A 16,398-nucleotide genomic window follows, 5' to 3' on the forward strand; every position below is an offset into this window, starting at 1 on the left:
ATTTTTTTTCTTGAGGTAAAGGGGATTCCCTAGCTAAGCTATCTTTTTTGCGGAAGTGGCGGAATTGGTATACGCGCTATCTTGAGGTGGTAGTGGAGCTTTCCTTAGGGGTTCGAGTCCCCTCTTTCGCAATGGAAGTAGCTCATGGCCTCTTCTTCTTGATTTCTTTATCTTGAATTTTCATAGTGAGCGTAGTTTCAAGTTTGGGGTGTAAGCCTTGTGGTTTCTTTCGTTTATTTTCTTTATACTTTCTTCTTTAACCCTACCCAGTCTCCCGGTATTTGCTGAGCATTACATTTCTGAAGACGAAAAATTTTATATAGATCGGTTTAATTTTTCTGGAGAGTTTCCTGACATGGAAACTATGGAAATTCATGCACAGAGAAAAAAACGAGTACATTTGGATGCTTCTGGAGATTTCCCTAAACTAGAATCTATTGTTTACAACGGATCATTTGGATCCTTACGAGCTAAGCTCACTGGGAATTATCCCGAGCTTACTTCTTTGGTGTTTGTTTGTTCATCTTGTAAGATGGATTTAGATTTCCGTGGACAGTGGCAGAAAAATACGACGATTTCTGTAAGTAATGAGTCGGAACCTCTTACATTAACTCTTCCGAAGGACGTGGGTGTGATTGTTCATACAAAAGTATCTACAAAAGGAAAGGTAGTTTTAGAGGGAGATTTTGAAAAACGCGGGCGTGGGATTTGGAATAAAACGTACCACAATTCTTTAGTGGGTGTGGTGCCTATTACTTTAGTTTTTGAAGTCTATAGTGGCTCTGGCGGCGTGATTACTTTACGGTAATTTCTTGTTCTTTCCTTCATGAATGGTACTTTCAAATATGAGGGTAATCTTTTCTGAAAACTCTAAGTGAAAATTTGATAGATGTAGGAGATCTTGAAATCTCTTAGCATGAATCAGTGCACAGAGAATTTGTTCTTCTTCATTTTCTATCATCACGGCATTTTCTGGACGATGTTCTAGGCAGAATTTTCGCCCTTGATAACGATAGAAATTTGGAGAACTAATCGTTTTTTTACAATGTGCGCATGTTGAGGATAGGTCTAGGATTCCTTCATATTGTAGAAGTTTGAGCAGGAACGCTGCTGCAAACATTTCAGGATTTTTACTTTCTGGTAAGCGGTGTAGGAAATTTAAAAATAAGGAAAAGAGCTCTTGAGAGGGCTTTTCTTGCCATTGTGATTCTAAAATACTTTGGGCCATTTTCCCCGCTGCTTGCAGTAGGGAAAGAGAGGATTTTATCTCTGAAAAGGGATTTTTTACCTCTGCGCAAATTAGCTTACGCATTTTTGGCGGGGAATAATCTAGGCTATAGATTCCCAGGGATAGGGGGATAAGAGCTTCTCTAAAATCACAATAAATAGACTGACCTTGCTTTGCAAAAAACGTAAGAAGTCCCAGAGGAGAAAATATCGTGGTTACACAGTGATTTTTTCCAAGGGGGAGGTTTTGTAATGCAATAGCTGGGGTGAGGGTGTGCATGTCTTCAGTTTATAGGTTGTGCAGAGTTTAATGTAAGATAATAAGAAAGTAGCTGAGAGTAGCTGGGCAGCCCTGGATAAAAATCCAGGGTTTGTGTTTTGGGATTTAAAAATCCTGTTTGTTGTTTTTTATAACATACAAGAGAGAGACACGGGGCCCCAATAATATAGTTGTAGCTTAACAGCTGATTCACCGTTTGCTGGTTAATTACTCGAGCTTTGCACTCGATAAGCAGAAGGGGCTTGGGATGCCCTAGATTATAGGTTTTGCCTTCGGAATTCGTATATGTTGCTGGTGTGATGACAAGAAGATCAGGACGTCGTCGTGGAAGGCGTATAGTCTTACGAGCAAGAAGCGGGAATAAGGTTTTAAGCCCCTTTTCCACGATAATGAGGGCCGGAGGATAAAGTAATTCTTCGATCAGAAAGGCAATAAGTTCTTGGCGAACCTTTTCTTCGGGTGTTGACGCCAAGATCTTATGCCGTATGGGATCAAAGATAGTTAAAGAATTTTCATTTGTAGATGTCTGCTCATTAGAAGATATGGAATCCAGGGGCGATGGTAGGTTCGATGAGGACATAATTGTCGTCGTTTTGTTTATAGATTAGCTGAATCTTATGCTCTTTTTCATTTAGGAAGACCAGCACTTTATCTCGGGAAGCTTCGAATTTCTTAATGGCCTCATCCTCAGAAAGAACGGGGAGATCTGTTTTTTTCTTAGAGAGAGTCTTTTTCATAGATCCGGGGATATAACCATACTGTTTTAAAGAATCCCAGGCGTCCATAGCTTCTATAGGCAACATATCATCATAAAGATGCACAGATTCTTGAATCTCAACGATGTGCTCTTCTTTTTTCGATAGGCCTATATCGTGTTTCTTCTTATCTTGGCGTATTTTCTGATGTTTATTCGCTAAGGTGCGGATTTTTTTAAAGGCGGAAATTACCGCGCTATAAGCATTGCTGTGTTGGGTTTTTACTTGGAAGGTCTCTTTCCCAATAGAGGCAGTCAGATGCACTCCGGTTCCCTGCTTCTCCTTATGCGAAGTTAAGACTACATGAATAGAGTCTACTGCAAGTAATTGACCGCTTTTTTCAATGATTAATTGACGTAGAGGCTGGGAAATATGAAAAGACTTCCCTGTGATTTCTAGATTGGCGACCTCGCGTCTTGGGGTTTTCTTTTGCTTTGCTAATCGACGTTGAGGACTGTGCATGCCGTCTCCTTATGGTGAAAAAATTTATACAACACTCGGAGATGAAAAAATCAGAAAAAAGGAAAGAGATTCTCCTATCTGTATTATAAGAAGGAAGCTCTTTATTCTAAAAAGTTTTTAACGCACCGAAGAGGGCTCGAACCTCTAACCACCTGGTTCGAAGCCAGGTACTCTATCCGATTGAGCTATCGGTGCCTAAGGCAGCCCTTTTTCAGGGATCTGAGACCTTTAAGAAAGGAAAGCTTAACAGAAGTTCCTCTGAAACTCAAGAAAAACTCCCCTCTTTCAAGGTTGGGGGACTTTAGCAGAGAGCGAGCATAGTATCGGTGAGGTAGGTGGGGCTTTCTAGGATAACCACCCTTTCCAATACATTAGAGAGCTCTCGGATATTTCCCGGCCATGAGTAGTCAAGAAGAGCAGAACGTGCGCTTTCTGAGAGAGTTTTTATAGGCTTATTGTTCAATCTACAAAATTTTTCTAAGAAGTACTGCGCCAGGGGGAGGATATCTTCTTTTCTCTCCCTTAAAGGAGGAAGGTAGAGGGGAATGACGTTAAGACGGTAAAACAGGTCTTGTCTGAAGATCTTTTGATCTACAGCTTCCTTAAGGTTGCGGTTGGATGTCGCGAGGATGCGCACATCTACCGATAGGGTTTTGGTCCCGCCGAGATGTTCGAATTCTTTCTCTTGAATAGCTCTAAGGAGCTTTGCTTGAAGATTAATGGGGACTTCTGTAATTTCATCTAATAAGAGAGTCCCTGTATGTGCAAGTTCAAAACGCCCGGCTTTTTTTGCCGTAGCTCCTGTAAACGCACCCTTTTCATGACCAAAAAACTCTGACTCTAACAGAGTTTCGGGAATAGCTGCACAATTCACCTTTATGTAGGGTTGGCAAGCTCTAGGAGAGTTTTTATGAATGAAAAAGGAAAGGACTTCTTTCCCACATCCAGATTCCCCATGAATAAAGATGTTTGCGGAGCTATCGGCGGCTTTTCTTGCTTTAGACAATAAATCCTTCATTGAAGGGCTTTCTGCGATTAGAGGGTGCGATTCCGATGAAATTTGCGACTTTAGCAAAAGATGCTCGTTTACAAGATTTTGTAGTTCTTCAGCTTTTGCTATGAATGCAAACAGTGCCTCGGAGGAGAAAGGCTTGGTGAGATAGTTGAAAGCGCCTTGATGCATAGCCTTTACAGCATTCTCTATAGTGCCATAAGCTGTGATCACCAAGACGGGGGTTTGCGGAGCATATGCTTTAGCTACTTTAATAATATCCAAGCCACTACCGTCGGGCATATTCATGTCGGAGATGATCAGGTCATATTTCTCAGACCGAATCTTTTGACAACCCTGCTTCACATTATCCGCAGTACATGGGGAGAATCCTCGCGATAAAAGAAGTTCAGAAAGAAAGTCTCTGAGCAAGGGTTCATCGTCTATTATTAGCACTCTTTCTATATTCATGAGGCGCTTGTGAATTTTTAAGTTAAGATTCTTGTTACTAAATAGAATTAATCTGTGTAAAGAAACTTTTAATTATTTCTATTTTCACCTTTATTTTATGGGTAAGGTTTTTTTTGATTGATTTTAGTTCTTTAAGACATTAAAATTCTTCGACTTAATTTTTTATTTAGGGCATTTATAGCATGGCCTCTTCTTCAACACCAAATTCCTTGGCTTCTTCGTTGAACCCAGAAAGTACACAGTCTCGTTTATCCTTATTTTCGGATTTAACTCCTTTAGAGAGAGGGGAAGTTTCTTCCGTTTGGAAAACGCGGTGTCAGCTTGCCTCCTGTATAGGGCTATTTTGTTTATCTTTGCTTACTATTTGTGCTGGAGCTTTAGTTTTAACTTTACTGCCGGCAACTCCTGTAATTATTGGGGTGGCGTTTATAGCCCTTGGTAGCGTTTTGTTGGTTACAAGTTTGTTATTACACTTTGCAACACGGCCGAACAAGAAAACGGCGATGCAAAAGGTAAATATTCAAGATTTGCAGGCGCAACTTCAGGCTCTGCTCGCGACTACAGATGCGCGTGGTTTAGCTATAAACGGTTTTGATCCTAATGGCGATCCGCAATTAATAATTCAAGGGCGAGAGAATCTCTTAGCAAGATTTGATAGAGATTTGCGTAAAAAAGAAGTGGATTTATACCGTCTTATATCTTCTGAAGCGGAAAATAGACATTGTGCTTTGTCTGATTTATCAGAGTTTCGTGAGATGCAAGAGCGGGTTAGCGAGGAGTTAGAACTTTTATACCGTTCTTATAATCAGCATATAGCAGGAACGAGAGATACAGGAGATGATGAGCGTTTGACAAGGCTTTATCATGAGAGAGATTTGCTGATTCAAGAGCTTGTTGGTGTGGGGATTGAAAAATCCAATCAAACCGAAGCGGTTAGGAATTTACAAACTACATTAAATACTCTGGTTCAACGTATCAGATTATTAGAGAACCAAATTGCTAATGAGGCGGGTACTAGACAGCGACATGAGGGATTGGTAGCGGGCCTACAACCTCTATTACAAGAGCAAAATAGTTTATTATCCCGGCTCTCTCAATCATACGAAGCGCTCATTGCCTTATCTATACGTGATGAGAGCCTGACAAATCAACGTATTGATTTAGAAAAGGAGATTCAATCTCTTATGGAATCTACATCTGAGCGGCTCTTGCTTAATCGTGAATATAGAGATAAGTACCTACGTTCTGCGGGGGCGATAAATCAATTAACTAATAGCTTACGTGAAAAAGAAGCGAGGCTTTTAGGGCTTACTCAGGAATTAGAAGGCTTAACTGATGAGGTGGAAAGACTCCGCAATCGTCAGCCGGTTGGAGAATATTCTCAAGAGGATATCGATTTCCAACGCAATGCCATAGAAGTTAAAGATGCAGCTATTGAGCAGTTGCGAGAACAGCTTGCAAGTTATAGACGCCTGATTGATGAGGCGGTTGCTGTCAATAGTCAGATTGCTAAAAGGACTGAGGAGAGTGAAATACGTGCTCTGCATATTGCAGCTTTAGAGCAAAGAGAGAAAGTCTTAGGGACGAAGATTCATGCGCTACAAGGGGATATTGATAGATACGCAGCAGAGCAACAACGTTTACGTCTGGAAAATGAAGAGTTGCGGGAGCTAGTATTAACCGCAGAGAGCAATCCAGGCTCTAATGCACAAATAGAGGCTCTTCAAAGAGAGATTCAAAGAATAACAGCAGATTTAAACGTTGTGGTTAGAGAACGAATAGATATTTCTGACTCACTTTCTCTTGCACGAACACAATTGACAGAGTCGCAATTGCGCTATGCGAGTCTTAGAGAAGAGGTTTTAGCTAAGGATGAGGAAATTGCTGGTCTTGAAATAGAAATGAGTAGGCTACGCGCTGATATCCGTATTTATGATAGTGATATTGCTCACTTGCAAAACTCTTTACAAGGTGGCTCAGAACTACGTGGCACTATAAATGCCTTAAGAGATGAGATTAAGAGATTAGAGAAAGAGAAACTTGATCTTAATACACGTATGTTGGCGGCGGTTGAGCAAAACCGTGTGAATGTAGACCTACTGCAACAAAGTGAGAAGGAAAAAGAAAGACTTCTTCAAGAGGTTCAAGCTTTACGCATGCGCTATGATCAAGAGAAAGCTGCTTTGCAAGATCAGGTAGCTCAGTTGCAGCAGACAATGCACGACCGTTATCTAGAGCACATAGAAACGACCTCGCGATTAAAATTAGAAAACGAGCAGTTAGAAAAACTTCTCAAAGACGCCAATAGAATGGCAAGGTATAGCGAAGAAGGTGCTATGCAGATGTTGGCGGCACAGCTAATTACTTTATCCTCTAACATAAAGCAAAGGAAAAAAACTGAAGTACAACGCCTAGAATTTTCAGAGATGCTTGCTTTTACTGCTCCGAGATTCTTCGGTAATGTAGGCATGAATATATCTTGTAGATGGTTACGCCCCGGAATATATTTAGAAGCAGAACTCCCTGCAAGTGCTACAGATGCGCAAAAGCGTGGGGTTATTGAACAACGTTGCTTGCGTGAATGGTTCCTTGCATTGCTAGGGTCCTTCACCATACAACAGGTAGAGGCGATAGCGCAAAGAGCGAATGCTTTAGTTGCAGAATCTGGGGAACAACAACCCGCTCTTGATGAGTTGTTTAATGATTTGGCTGAAGAATTCCCTGAAATCCGCGCTTCTTCTGGAACACTTACCGAATGGCTGTCAACTTGCTATAGCTATGTGACAGACCTGCCGATGTTCAATGACTATGCACATTGGACAAGCTTCTTATTCTCGATGTTGAGGAAAATGCATAGAGATGCCGGGGGACTACTAGAGAACCTCTCTGAGGAAGAAAATAAATTCTTAAGCATGGTGTCATGCTTCTATGGGAAGATTCCTTTAGTATTAGGAAGTATTGGTCATGGTCTAGGAACAACACCGGGAGCAGCAAATCCTTTAGGTGATTGCAACTATGAGAATCTAGGAAATGTGTCCTGGAATCGCTTAATAAGAGTTGTCGAACAAGTTTTAGCTGTCAGAAGTGGTCTTAATGGTCCGCAACTCTTAGAGATGCGTGATATTTCTGAGGGCATGCAAAGAAGCGATGCATTAGCTCAAAGGTATTCACGAACCACTTGGACTCCCCCAAGAGATCTTTAAATCTCTATTTTAGGGCTGGGGAATTTTTAGAGTAAAGGTGATGCGAGCGTTAGCATTTTCCACGTGAACATCACCTCCGTGCAAACGCATGATCTTTAAAGCTTCTGCTAGCCCTAAACCATTTCCCTGGGCTTTTGTTGTAAAGAACGGAATAAACAGCTTATCAAAAATCTCTTGAGAGAGCTGTCCAGGATTGGTTACGGAAATATCTCCCGATGCATGCAGAGTTACTGTCATAGGGGATTCCGTCGCTTCTGCAGCATTTTTTACAAGATTCCATACAACACTATTCATTCTATCGGGATCTATAGCACGGACTATGGGGGTTGCGGTTTCACGTTCGAATTTGCAAAAAGGAAACGTAATCGATAGTAGGGGAATGAGCGATGAGAAAAACTCTTGTAGATCTATGGTTTTTAGATCCAATGGTTGGGACTTTGTGTATTCTAACATTGAGGAAACTAGAGAATTTAAAGATCGTGTCCCATCAATGATAGAGGAAAGCATGCGCTGGTGGCGTGGGGAGGAGAGCTCCTCTTTTAACAAAGAGGCAAATCCTGCAATGCCGCTTAGGGGATTGCGAATCTCATGAGCTAGAGTCGCGGTCATTTTCCCCAACTCAGCGATATTTTTATATCTTTCAATAGCATTTTCTAGCTGCTTATACTCTGAGCGATCTCGAATGAGTAAAAAGAGGTAACCATTTACAGAGTTTCTTCTTATGAAGATCTCCGCATCACGATCTTGATCATTTTTCGATAACGTTAGTCGTAACGTTTTTGGGGAGGATAAAGATTGCAAAGCCTCGTTTATAGAAAATCCAAAGAAGGTCTCTGGGAAAAAATCTGTAAATGGTTTTTGCAACATTTCTAATTCTTCAGGAATACCTAAAATTTCACGAGCTTGTGAATTGCAAATGAGAACATTGCCAATTTCTGAAAGTAGAATAATCCCATCAGGAATCGATGTAAGGATAGTATCCGCTTCTTTATAAGATTGGGTGATGCGAGATTTTATCTCTATCAGCTCTTGAGTTGAAGAACATGATTTACAGTTGTTGTTGCTCATAAATCCCTAACTCTTTTTTTCTCTGCAGATAGTTGAGCTTGTCTGTATCAAGAATTTTCGTAATGATTTCTCGGATATCGGAGAGTTCATCTTGGATATCTTGAGGTAGCGCTAAAGTAAAACAATGCCGAAATTCTTTAATTTGGTTATCCACTTTGTCTATACAAGATAGAAGGGTTTTTTTCTGTTGTAATACTTTTTCAAGTTCTATGGAAGTTAACGAAGGCTCTGTTTCCGTGAGATCAAGAATGGCTAGGAAAAAGCCTTTCTTTTTTTTAAGGAGAAGTAGGAGAGCTTGTTCTTTCATAGGAAGCAAAGGGTTCGGCATGTAGCTTTTCTTAAAAAAAACTACTAACGAATTTATTAGCAACCTGAAAAAACTGAGAAAAAAAACTTATGCCGGCGATTGGACTCGAACCAACACCTTATTGCTAAGAGTAGATTTTGAGTCTACCGCGTCTACCATTCCGCCACGCCGGCACAAAGTGTGCTTACAATGTACGTGTTCTTTTCTAATAAGCGCAAGGGAAATCTCTTAAGATAGGGGAGATGGGGGCACCCTCACAGGCTGGGCATTTTCTAGATCGTAAAGCATCTCTATAGCTAAGTAGGTTCCTTTATTTTCTCGTATCAGCGTGATAATAAATTCTTCATTACTTAGAGTGGTTTCTGTGGTTATAAACTCTATAGAACACGGATAGAGACACTTCTTTTTATACAGAGGATGTAAAATAGAGCGCAGAGTCTCTACAGAAAGCTCTTTATCAGAGAATAAAAGAGCGGCATTTCCCTCAAGATGCTTATTAGAGAGATTTTTCCCAGAGGCTTTTAGAAAACGGACATGCTTATGACAACAGAATCCTTCAATTATAGAGAGGGTACTGTGGGCATGGATTAAGCGCGTTATGGCAATAATTCTTGAATGTATCGGGAAGGTTTTATACAGACTATGGTTTAATCCGTCACAGTCATAGATAGTGCCTTTCTCGGTTTCTATAGAGGTTAAGGATCCGTGACAATGAAAAGAATACTTGGTGATTACGGGGCGTTGTGGGGTTGGCCAGGAATATTTCGGTAGGGGATTTTCCTGTCTTTCGGGATAAATAACGACAGAATGTCCTTGCTGAGAAGTGATTCTTCCTGCGTGTATATGCCTACGTGGTGTTTTTGTAGTATCTGCACAACTACAGAGCAACGGAAATACACATAATCCAAAACTTACCTTAATAAGAATCCTATGCACAGGGTAGAATCTCGCCTAGTTGTTTTAGAGAAATAAAGCATAACTTCTAAAGCTTATTTCACTATGTTTTAGATTTACTATATTGAGTTAGTGAAAAAATATAATAGAGCGGGTATTGAGATAGCCATGAATATCAATGATTATCAGGTTTTCTTTTTTGATTTAGATGGTTTGGTTATCGATACTGAACCCTTGTACTACAGAGCCTTTTTAGAGGGATGTAGAGAACGCGGATTAGATGTCTCTATGGATTTCTCTACATATTATTTATTATCGATGTTGGGAAGAGAAGTTTTTAAACAAAAATTCTTGGATATGTACCCTAATACAGAGGCTTTTTTCCCACAATGTTTCCATGATCGAGAGCGTATCTATAGAGAGTTAATACAAACCGAGGTGCCTGCGTTACTTCCTGGTGTTGAAGATTTTCTAGGACTGCTATTATCTGAAAATAAAACTGTAGGCGTAGTGACAAATTCTTCAGAGGTTCTTACGCAACGTTACCGCAAGGTTCTTCCTATTCTTAATCAGTTCCATTTTTGGGTAACGCGTGAAGATTATGAACGCCCTAAACCCTATCCCGATAGTTACCAACATGCCTACCAAGCGTTTGTTCAAGAGGGGGAGAAGGTTGTGGGTTTTGAAGATAGCGTGAAGGGGTTACGCGCCCTTGCAGGGATCTCAGCAACATTAGTTGCTGTAAATGCAATTATACCCATATCTCATGCTAGTCACGAAGACTTCTGTGAGAAGGAATTCCATTACTTCTCTTCTTTCAATGAATTGATTGGGCATTGCGGAATGCAAAACCAATTATAAGGTTCGGGGTAACATACGTGATGCAAAGATAGCGCATAGCTAGGAGCAGTCGGCGGTCCCTGTCTACGATTTTTCTTTTCTAGGATCTCTTGAACATACTCTGGGGGGTATTTCCCCTTGCTAATATCTAAAAGAGATCCAACAATATTCCTTACCATTTTATATAAAAACCCGTTGCCCTTACAGACAATGGTTACCGTATCGTCATTATCTATGATGTCGAGTTTGAATAACGTCCTTACTGTAGAGCTGTAATCTCTCCCATGATTTGCAAAAGAAGCAAAATCATGAGTGCCTAATAGATACGTAGCTCCTTTTTTCATAAGATTTACGTTTAAAAGATGCCGAGGGTAATAGGAAAAATAACGTTCCCAGGGAAGAGGCTTTTGAGATCTTGTGAGGGAATAATGGTATTCTTTAGCGGTAGCTGTAAAGCGAGAATGAAAGTCATCATCGGTAAGGATAACATCACGAATAACAATATCGTTGGGTAAAATCGCATTGAGCATTTTCTTTATGCCCCAAGCTTGTGAAAATAGTGGATGATCGGGTTGTGAAAAATGCGCCACTTGACCAAAGGCATGAACTCCCGAGTCGGTACGTCCTGAAGAGGTTACAACAATACGTTTCCCTACAACTCTCTCAAGGGAGTTTTCTATAACTTCTTGAATAGAGAGATCGTTAGGTTGCCTTTGCCAGCCGGCATAGGCAGTTCCTTGATAGGCTAAGAGTAAAACAACTCGTGTCATAGCAAGGCATGAGCAATGGTTAAATCTTCGGGATAAGTAATTTTTATTTGGGGATGTTTACTGGAGACTAAAGATACAGGAATGTCTAATAGCTCTGCAGCTTGTGTATCATCAACCAGGGTGATTCCCTCCCTACTAGCAAACTCAAGACCTGCAGAGAGTATCTCGGTCTTTACACATTGAGGTGTATGAACAATAGAAAGAGCATCACGATCTAAAGTTTTTACAGGATGACGTTGTTTGATCGTATAGGGAACGTTAGATACTAATGTTGCAGCTCCTGTTTGTTGCGCTACAGCAATAAGCTCAGTAACTTCGTCAGGATAGATAAAAGGACGTACGCCGTCATGAATCAATACCCAGGGGTTGCTCACGTGTTGTAGCCCTGAAAAAACAGAATCTTGACGACGTTTCCCAGACTCTGCAAATTTTACAGGAAAGCCTTCAAAAATATGGCGATAGCTTACATCACAAACAACAATAACTTCAGTGATTTCAGGAATATGGAGAGCGGTTTTTAACGCGTGTAGGATAAGGGGTTCCCCTTGAAAAGGTAGATATTGTTTAGGTTGATTTGCTCCGAAGCGTTCTCCTTTACCTCCACTAAGTAAAATCAAAGAACATTTAGGATCCATATACACACCGTACGCAACAAATTTCTGGAGGGGAACAGAAGCGTAATCTTTTAAATCCTCCAAGACCGCGATTTACATATAATTGCCTTTTCCCTTCTTCAAAGAGGAAATGACCTCGCGCTAAATCTGGATTTTCTAATCCAGAGATTTTGTTCATAATCTTATTGGCAAACTTCGGCCAAGGGATAGAAATTTGAGGTCCATGTGTATGGCCAGAAAATATAATATCTCCAGGATAAGGCTCTAGTTGACGCACAGTATCAGGATTATGAGAAAGGATAATACCAGGCAAAGAAGGATTATAATTAATAAACGCTTTTTCGGGATTAAATTGTTTAGCAAAAAGATCTCCCAAACCAACAATATTGATTACATCGGGAATAAGGTGACTTTCATTATGCAATAGGCGGATAGGGGTATTTTTTAATAATTGTAAAAGTTCTTTATTAGGTTCTTGTTTTTCAAGACCCTCAGCGTATGTATAATCTCGAGAGCCAAATAGTCCTTGGGTTATCGAAACAAAAGCCCGCTTTAATGGCTGGCTGCTTTTCAAGGAAATAATATCAATCTTTCCCTGACTATTGCGGGAAATATAAGATTGGTAATCATGATTCCCAAGAATAGCAAATGTCCCTAAAGGAGCATGCAAAGTATTTAAAAAAGCTTCTAGTCGCGAACGCTCTTCTATTTGTGCTCGGCAAAGGAAATCCCCAGAAAATAGAAGAATATCCGGAGCGAGCTTCGCTATCTTTAAAGAAACTTTTTTAAGGAATTTTTTAGGAACAAATTTATGAAAGTGTAGGTCAGAGATTTGAACAATGCGCAACCCATGCAAGTGGGCGTGTTTTTTAGGCAGCTTCCATGTTAACAAAGATGTTTGTAACCAGTTTGGCTCTATAAAATTTGCCCATGAAAAGGCAACGAGAGGAGCTGCAGCAGCTAAGGATAAAGAGGTTAGGACCACAATAACACTATAAACACATTTTTTCCTCGTCCTATAGGACGAGGATCCTGAAAAAGAGCCAACTCTTAATTTTATTTTACGATATGAGCGGAAAGGGCTTTCGTCATTTGAAACATATCGATTGGATTTTTAGAACCAAAGACTTTAGCTAGGGCGTCATCGGGAAGGATATTTCTTTTATTCTTAGGGTCTTGAAGGTTATTTTTTTTAATGTGCTCCCATACTTTTTTGACAATTTCAGTGCGGGGCATTGGTCCCTCGCCAACGATAGCTGCTAAATCGGGGGTAATATTGACGGGGTTCATAAAAGCAGAGTTTTTGTTTTTTTGACTCATTGGTTACTCCTAGTAAAGGTGGTATGAAGAGACGGAGCTCTTCATCGCAACTTTTTTATCTTTCAAGAAGGTTTCTCGTCAAAACAAAAAAACAGAACTCGCTCCTCAATCACTCTTTATTAGTGTTTTAAGTGGCAATCTGGAGAGGGTTTGGGTGAAGGAAAGAGCTCGTCTCTAGATGGCATTGGAGGAGCAGGACACGTTGACTTTATTGTTTTTGCTTTTCTAGAATCCTAATAGTAAGTCTTTTTAAGAGTCCTATATGCACGAAAGTTTAGATAAACGGTTAGAATGCTTAGTAGCTGGCTTGGCTTTAGCCGGGAGGTCTCTTTGACCTTGAAGGTAAGAGACAAGAGTTGACTGAATTAGAAGATCAGACCTTGAAAGAGGACTTCTGGCAAGACGTTGCTCATGCTGGAAAAGTTTCTGAACGCGTCGCATCATTAAAACGACAAATTTCTGATTATGAAGAATTCAAAAGTAAGGTAGATAACCTGACTTTTTTCTTAAATGATAGTGAAGCTTCTTCAGATCCCGAACTTCGTGAAGATTTAGAAAAAGAATTTTCTGTTTGTGAAACTATCCTTGCCGAATGGGAAACGCAACGCTTACTTTCTGGCGAGGTGGATAAAAATCCCTGCTTTTTAACGATCAATGCTGGTGCGGGGGGGACCGAGTCTTGTGATTGGGTGGAAATGCTTTTCAGGATGTATTCTCGCTGGGCATCCCACCATCAATGGAAAGCCGAGGTTATAGATCGTCAAGAAGGGGATGTCGCAGGGATTAAGCATATTACCGTAAAGTTTTCAGGAGAGTATGCTTATGGTTATGCTAAAGCAGAGCGTGGTGTGCATAGACTTGTGCGCATTTCCCCTTTCGATAGTAATGCGAAACGTCATACAAGCTTTGCTTCCGTGGATGTCTATCCTGAAATTGATGATGAGATAGAAATTGATATCCGCCCAAATGATTTGCGTATTGATACGTACCGATCTTCAGGAGCTGGAGGACAGCACGTCAATGTTACCGATTCTGCTGTGAGAATTACCCATATTCCCACAGGAATTATTGTTTCTTGCCAAAGTGAGCGCAGCCAAATCCAGAATCGTGAAAGCTGCATGAAAATGTTGCGCGCAAGAATGTATCAGCAGGTTCTTCAGGAACGGTTAGAAAAGCAACTTCTTGATAGAAAAAATAAAAAAGAAATTGCTTGGGGTTCACAAATTCGTAATTATGTTTTTCAGCCTTATACTTTGGTCAAAGATATGCGTACGGGGCATGAGACTGGCAATGTGCAGGCTATGATGGACGGAGAATTGCTAGATGATTTCGTCAAAGCGTATTTAGCAGAGTATGGAGAAGCCTCATGACAGAGAATAGAGATACAGGAGTCCCTGGATTAGAAATACGTTACACGCTGCCTAGTGATGCTGTGTATATGCAGCAATGGTTAAATGATCCTAAGATCCTTCGAGGGTTTCCGTTAAAGACTGAAGCAGAAATTCGTGACAGCGTAAATTTTTGGGTAGGATTTTATCGGTACCATAGTAGTTTAACAGCTGTATATGAAGGGGAAGTCGCTGGAGTGGCTACTCTTATTTTAAATCCCTATATTAAGGTGTCCCACCATTCGTTAATTTCGATTATTGTTGGTGAGCCTTACCGAAATAAGGGGATTGGAACAGCATTATTAAATAATTTGTGCCATTTGGCTAAAAGTCGTTTTCATTTAGAGATCCTCTATTTAGAAGTCTATGAGGAAAATCCTGCTATAGAGTTATATAAACGTTTTGGTTTTATTGAAGTGGGAAGACAACGGCGTTTTTATAAAGATGAGATAGGGTATCTTGCCAAAATTACTATGGAAAAAGATCTTTAGATGCTCGTGCTAAAATCTATTTTATAAGTCCTAGTGTTGTATGGCATTTCAGAAAATCCGTAAAATCCTTAAAAAATTTTCTCGAACACTTCTCGTCACTAAGTCTTCTTCTATGAATCTATCAGGGATCTATAGTCCTACGCGCATAAGATCTTCTATTCCTGTCGATTATACTTCTGGAAAAGTGTATGATCTAGAGAAGATATATCAAGATCTCAATTTGAGATTGTTTGATGGTTCTTTGAATTTAAAAATCGGATGGTTTGGTCGGGAACGCTCGGGGAAAGCACGCCGCGTTGTTTTAGGGTCTTACCATGAAGAAGAACAACTCATACGCATACACCGTTCATTAGATCGTGAAGATATTCCGTTATTTTTTATGGAGTATATTATTTATCATGAAATGGTTCATAGCATAGTTCCTCGTGAATATTCTTCATCAGGAAGAACGATTTTTCATGGGAAAAAATTTAAAGAATGCGAGAAACGTTTTCCGCTATATGAAAGTGCTGTAGCTTGGGAAAAGGCAAATATTTACGTATTGTTGCAAGGATATAAAACAAGATTGGGTAGGAAACATGGCAGGACACAGTAAGTGGGCGAATACAAAATACCGCAAAGAACGCGCAGACCATAAAAGGGGAAAGATCTTTTCTCGAACGATTAAAGAATTAATGGCTGCTGTGAAGATGGGAGGTCCTGATCCTAAAACAAATGCACGTTTACGCGTAGTCATACAAAAAGCTAAAGATCAAAATATTCCTAATGAAAATATCGAAAGGAATCTGAAAAAAGCGACCTCAGCAGATCAGAAAAATTTCGAAGATGTTACCTATGAGCTTTATGGTTTTGGGGGAGTCGGGATCATTGTCGAAGCAATGACGGATAATAAAAATCGTACCGCCTCTGATATGCGCATTGCTGTGAATAAACGCGGAGGGTCTCTCGTAGAGCCAGGTAGTGTTCTGTATAACTTCGCTCGTAAGGGAGCTTGCTATATTTCTAAGAGCTCTATAGATGAAGCGACTCTATTATCACATGTCATTGATGTGGGAGCTGAAGATCTTGATAATGATGATGAAGAGAATTTCATCGTACTTTGTGATCCCGTAGAGCTAGCTTCTGTGAAGGAAAAGTTAGTTGCCTTAGGCGTGACGTGTTCTGAAGAAAAGCTTATCTATGTCCCTTTACGTCTCGTAGATTGTGATGAAAAAGACGGAGAGGCAAATCTTGCTTTAATCGAATGGCTAGAGCAAATCGATGATGTCGATGAGGTATATCACAATATGGCTTAAGGCTTTTCTATACTTAGAAAAG

The 16,398-nt window shown here is 40.3% G+C and carries 18 protein-coding genes and 3 tRNA genes; 8 read left to right on the forward strand and 13 right to left on the reverse strand.

Annotated features, from left to right (window positions below):
* Positions 1 to 49 precede the first annotated feature (49 nt).
* Together CCA_RS00785 and CCA_RS00790 are read left to right on the forward strand one after the other, a co-directional pair.
* A tRNA-Leu gene (locus CCA_RS00785) sits at positions 50 to 131 on the forward strand.
* 86 nt (positions 132 to 217) lie between these two features.
* Complete coding sequence (locus CCA_RS00790) at positions 218 to 808, forward strand: hypothetical protein (protein ID WP_011006124.1); 591 nt, start codon at positions 218 to 220, stop codon at positions 806 to 808.
* Here CCA_RS00790 and recO read toward each other — a convergent pair.
* The 5 genes from recO to CCA_RS00815 form a co-directional block, all read right to left on the reverse strand.
* Positions 800 to 1,507 carry a DNA repair protein RecO gene (recO, locus tag CCA_RS00795; protein ID WP_011006125.1) on the reverse strand — a complete coding sequence of 236 codons (708 nt, stop codon included), beginning with the start codon at positions 1,505 to 1,507 and terminating at the stop codon, positions 800 to 802. The genes CCA_RS00790 and recO overlap by 9 nt on opposite strands.
* Positions 1,508 to 1,511: 4 nt before the next feature.
* Positions 1,512 to 2,087 (reverse strand): type I restriction enzyme HsdR N-terminal domain-containing protein, encoded by a 576-nt coding sequence (locus CCA_RS00800; protein WP_011006126.1) that lies wholly within the window; start codon positions 2,085 to 2,087, stop codon positions 1,512 to 1,514.
* Complete coding sequence (locus tag CCA_RS00805; RefSeq protein ID WP_011006127.1) at positions 2,041 to 2,724, reverse strand: HPF/RaiA family ribosome-associated protein; 684 nt, start codon at positions 2,722 to 2,724, stop codon at positions 2,041 to 2,043. Before CCA_RS00805 ends, CCA_RS00800 begins: the two co-directional genes overlap by 47 nt.
* A 121-nt stretch (positions 2,725 to 2,845) precedes the next feature.
* Positions 2,846 to 2,919 (reverse strand) — tRNA-Arg (locus CCA_RS00810).
* A gap of 106 nt (positions 2,920 to 3,025) precedes the next feature.
* The gene (locus CCA_RS00815; protein ID WP_011006128.1) at positions 3,026 to 4,186 is read right to left on the reverse strand and encodes a sigma-54-dependent transcriptional regulator; all 1,161 of its coding nucleotides are present in this window, start codon (positions 4,184 to 4,186) and stop codon (positions 3,026 to 3,028) included.
* Between the two features lie 182 nt (positions 4,187 to 4,368).
* Here CCA_RS00815 and CCA_RS00820 point away from each other — a divergent pair, with 182 nt between their 5' ends.
* The gene (locus CCA_RS00820; protein ID WP_011006129.1) at positions 4,369 to 7,389 is read left to right on the forward strand and encodes a membrane protein; all 3,021 of its coding nucleotides are present in this window, start codon (positions 4,369 to 4,371) and stop codon (positions 7,387 to 7,389) included.
* 9 nt (positions 7,390 to 7,398) lie between these two features.
* On the opposite strand, the gene CCA_RS00825 is transcribed toward CCA_RS00820, so the two are convergent.
* The 4 genes from CCA_RS00825 to CCA_RS00840 form a co-directional block, all read right to left on the reverse strand.
* The gene (locus CCA_RS00825; protein ID WP_011006130.1) at positions 7,399 to 8,457 is read right to left on the reverse strand and encodes a two-component system sensor histidine kinase NtrB; all 1,059 of its coding nucleotides are present in this window, start codon (positions 8,455 to 8,457) and stop codon (positions 7,399 to 7,401) included.
* Positions 8,438 to 8,764: a hypothetical protein gene (locus CCA_RS00830; protein ID WP_011006131.1), complete on the reverse strand. Its 327-nt coding sequence runs from the start codon at positions 8,762 to 8,764 to the stop codon at positions 8,438 to 8,440. Before CCA_RS00830 ends, CCA_RS00825 begins: the two co-directional genes overlap by 20 nt.
* 90 nt (positions 8,765 to 8,854) lie before the next feature.
* A tRNA-Leu gene (locus tag CCA_RS00835) sits at positions 8,855 to 8,937 on the reverse strand.
* A 55-nt stretch (positions 8,938 to 8,992) separates the two neighbouring features.
* Complete coding sequence (locus CCA_RS00840; protein ID WP_011006132.1) at positions 8,993 to 9,700, reverse strand: hypothetical protein; 708 nt, start codon at positions 9,698 to 9,700, stop codon at positions 8,993 to 8,995.
* Between the two features lie 126 nt (positions 9,701 to 9,826).
* Between CCA_RS00840 and CCA_RS00845 the strand changes: the two genes are divergently transcribed.
* Entirely contained in the window at positions 9,827 to 10,519 is a 693-nt protein-coding gene (locus CCA_RS00845) for an HAD family hydrolase (protein WP_011006133.1), read from the forward strand.
* Here CCA_RS00845 and truA read toward each other — a convergent pair.
* The 4 genes from truA to CCA_RS00865 all read right to left on the reverse strand — a co-directional run bounded on the left by truA (position 10,462) and on the right by CCA_RS00865 (position 13,202).
* The gene (gene truA / locus CCA_RS00850) at positions 10,462 to 11,268 is read right to left on the reverse strand and encodes a tRNA pseudouridine(38-40) synthase TruA (RefSeq protein WP_041462196.1); all 807 of its coding nucleotides are present in this window, start codon (positions 11,266 to 11,268) and stop codon (positions 10,462 to 10,464) included. The genes CCA_RS00845 and truA overlap by 58 nt on opposite strands.
* The gene (ispD, locus tag CCA_RS00855) at positions 11,265 to 11,903 is read right to left on the reverse strand and encodes a 2-C-methyl-D-erythritol 4-phosphate cytidylyltransferase (RefSeq protein WP_041462197.1); all 639 of its coding nucleotides are present in this window, start codon (positions 11,901 to 11,903) and stop codon (positions 11,265 to 11,267) included. Before ispD ends, truA begins: the two co-directional genes overlap by 4 nt.
* The gene (gene lpxG, locus CCA_RS00860; RefSeq protein WP_011006135.1) at positions 11,893 to 12,867 is read right to left on the reverse strand and encodes a UDP-2,3-diacylglucosamine diphosphatase LpxG; all 975 of its coding nucleotides are present in this window, start codon (positions 12,865 to 12,867) and stop codon (positions 11,893 to 11,895) included. Before lpxG ends, ispD begins: the two co-directional genes overlap by 11 nt.
* Positions 12,868 to 12,938: 71 nt before the next feature.
* A complete protein-coding gene (locus CCA_RS00865) occupies positions 12,939 to 13,202 on the reverse strand; it encodes an SWIB/MDM2 domain-containing protein (RefSeq protein WP_011006136.1) in 264 nt (87 codons plus the stop codon).
* A gap of 262 nt (positions 13,203 to 13,464) precedes the next feature.
* On the opposite strand from CCA_RS00865, the gene prfB reads away from it, so the two are divergent.
* From prfB to CCA_RS00885, 4 genes are all read left to right on the forward strand, one after another.
* Positions 13,465 to 14,572, forward strand: a protein-coding gene (gene prfB / locus CCA_RS00870; protein WP_162008453.1) for a peptide chain release factor 2 whose coding sequence is annotated in 2 segments (ribosomal slippage) — positions 13,465 to 13,533 and positions 13,535 to 14,572 — 1,107 coding nt in all. Because the reading frame shifts where the segments join, the coding sequence is not laid out codon by codon here.
* Positions 14,569 to 15,081, forward strand: a complete 513-nt coding sequence (locus tag CCA_RS00875) for a GNAT family N-acetyltransferase (RefSeq protein WP_011006139.1) — start codon at positions 14,569 to 14,571, stop codon at positions 15,079 to 15,081. The genes prfB and CCA_RS00875 overlap by 4 nt, the downstream gene beginning before the upstream one ends.
* A 40-nt stretch (positions 15,082 to 15,121) precedes the next feature.
* Positions 15,122 to 15,676, forward strand: a complete 555-nt coding sequence (locus tag CCA_RS00880) for a M48 family metallopeptidase (RefSeq protein ID WP_011006140.1) — start codon at positions 15,122 to 15,124, stop codon at positions 15,674 to 15,676.
* On the forward strand, positions 15,660 to 16,376 hold the full coding sequence (locus CCA_RS00885) for a YebC/PmpR family DNA-binding transcriptional regulator (RefSeq protein ID WP_011006141.1): 717 nt from the start codon (positions 15,660 to 15,662) through the stop codon (positions 16,374 to 16,376). The genes CCA_RS00880 and CCA_RS00885 overlap by 17 nt, the downstream gene beginning before the upstream one ends.
* Positions 16,377 to 16,398: the final 22 nt, after the last annotated feature.

Source organism: Chlamydia caviae GPIC, assembly GCF_000007605.1.
Classification (GTDB): Bacteria; Chlamydiota; Chlamydiia; order Chlamydiales; family Chlamydiaceae; genus Chlamydia; species Chlamydia caviae.

Bases quoted from the DNA above. Each gene is read 5' to 3' on its own strand.
- recO (WP_011006125.1), bottom strand. From the start codon at position 1,507: ATGCACACCCTCACCCCAGCTATTGCATTACAAAACCTCCCCCTTGGA.
- CCA_RS00800 (WP_011006126.1), bottom strand. From the start codon at position 2,087: ATGTCCTCATCGAACCTACCATCGCCCCTGGATTCCATATCTTCTAAT.
- CCA_RS00805 (WP_011006127.1), bottom strand. From the start codon at position 2,724: ATGCACAGTCCTCAACGTCGATTAGCAAAGCAAAAGAAAACCCCAAGA.
- CCA_RS00815 (WP_011006128.1), bottom strand. From the start codon at position 4,186: ATGAATATAGAAAGAGTGCTAATAATAGACGATGAACCCTTGCTCAGA.
- CCA_RS00820 (WP_011006129.1), top strand. From the start codon at position 4,369: ATGGCCTCTTCTTCAACACCAAATTCCTTGGCTTCTTCGTTGAACCCA.
- CCA_RS00825 (WP_011006130.1), bottom strand. From the start codon at position 8,457: ATGAGCAACAACAACTGTAAATCATGTTCTTCAACTCAAGAGCTGATA.
- CCA_RS00830 (WP_011006131.1), bottom strand. From the start codon at position 8,764: ATGAAAGAACAAGCTCTCCTACTTCTCCTTAAAAAAAAGAAAGGCTTT.
- CCA_RS00845 (WP_011006133.1), top strand. From the start codon at position 9,827: ATGAATATCAATGATTATCAGGTTTTCTTTTTTGATTTAGATGGTTTG.
- truA (WP_041462196.1), bottom strand. From the start codon at position 11,268: ATGACACGAGTTGTTTTACTCTTAGCCTATCAAGGAACTGCCTATGCC.
- ispD (WP_041462197.1), bottom strand. From the start codon at position 11,903: ATGGATCCTAAATGTTCTTTGATTTTACTTAGTGGAGGTAAAGGAGAA.
- CCA_RS00865 (WP_011006136.1), bottom strand. From the start codon at position 13,202: ATGAGTCAAAAAAACAAAAACTCTGCTTTTATGAACCCCGTCAATATT.
- CCA_RS00875 (WP_011006139.1), top strand. From the start codon at position 14,569: ATGACAGAGAATAGAGATACAGGAGTCCCTGGATTAGAAATACGTTAC.
- CCA_RS00880 (WP_011006140.1), top strand. From the start codon at position 15,122: ATGGCATTTCAGAAAATCCGTAAAATCCTTAAAAAATTTTCTCGAACA.
- CCA_RS00885 (WP_011006141.1), top strand. From the start codon at position 15,660: ATGGCAGGACACAGTAAGTGGGCGAATACAAAATACCGCAAAGAACGC.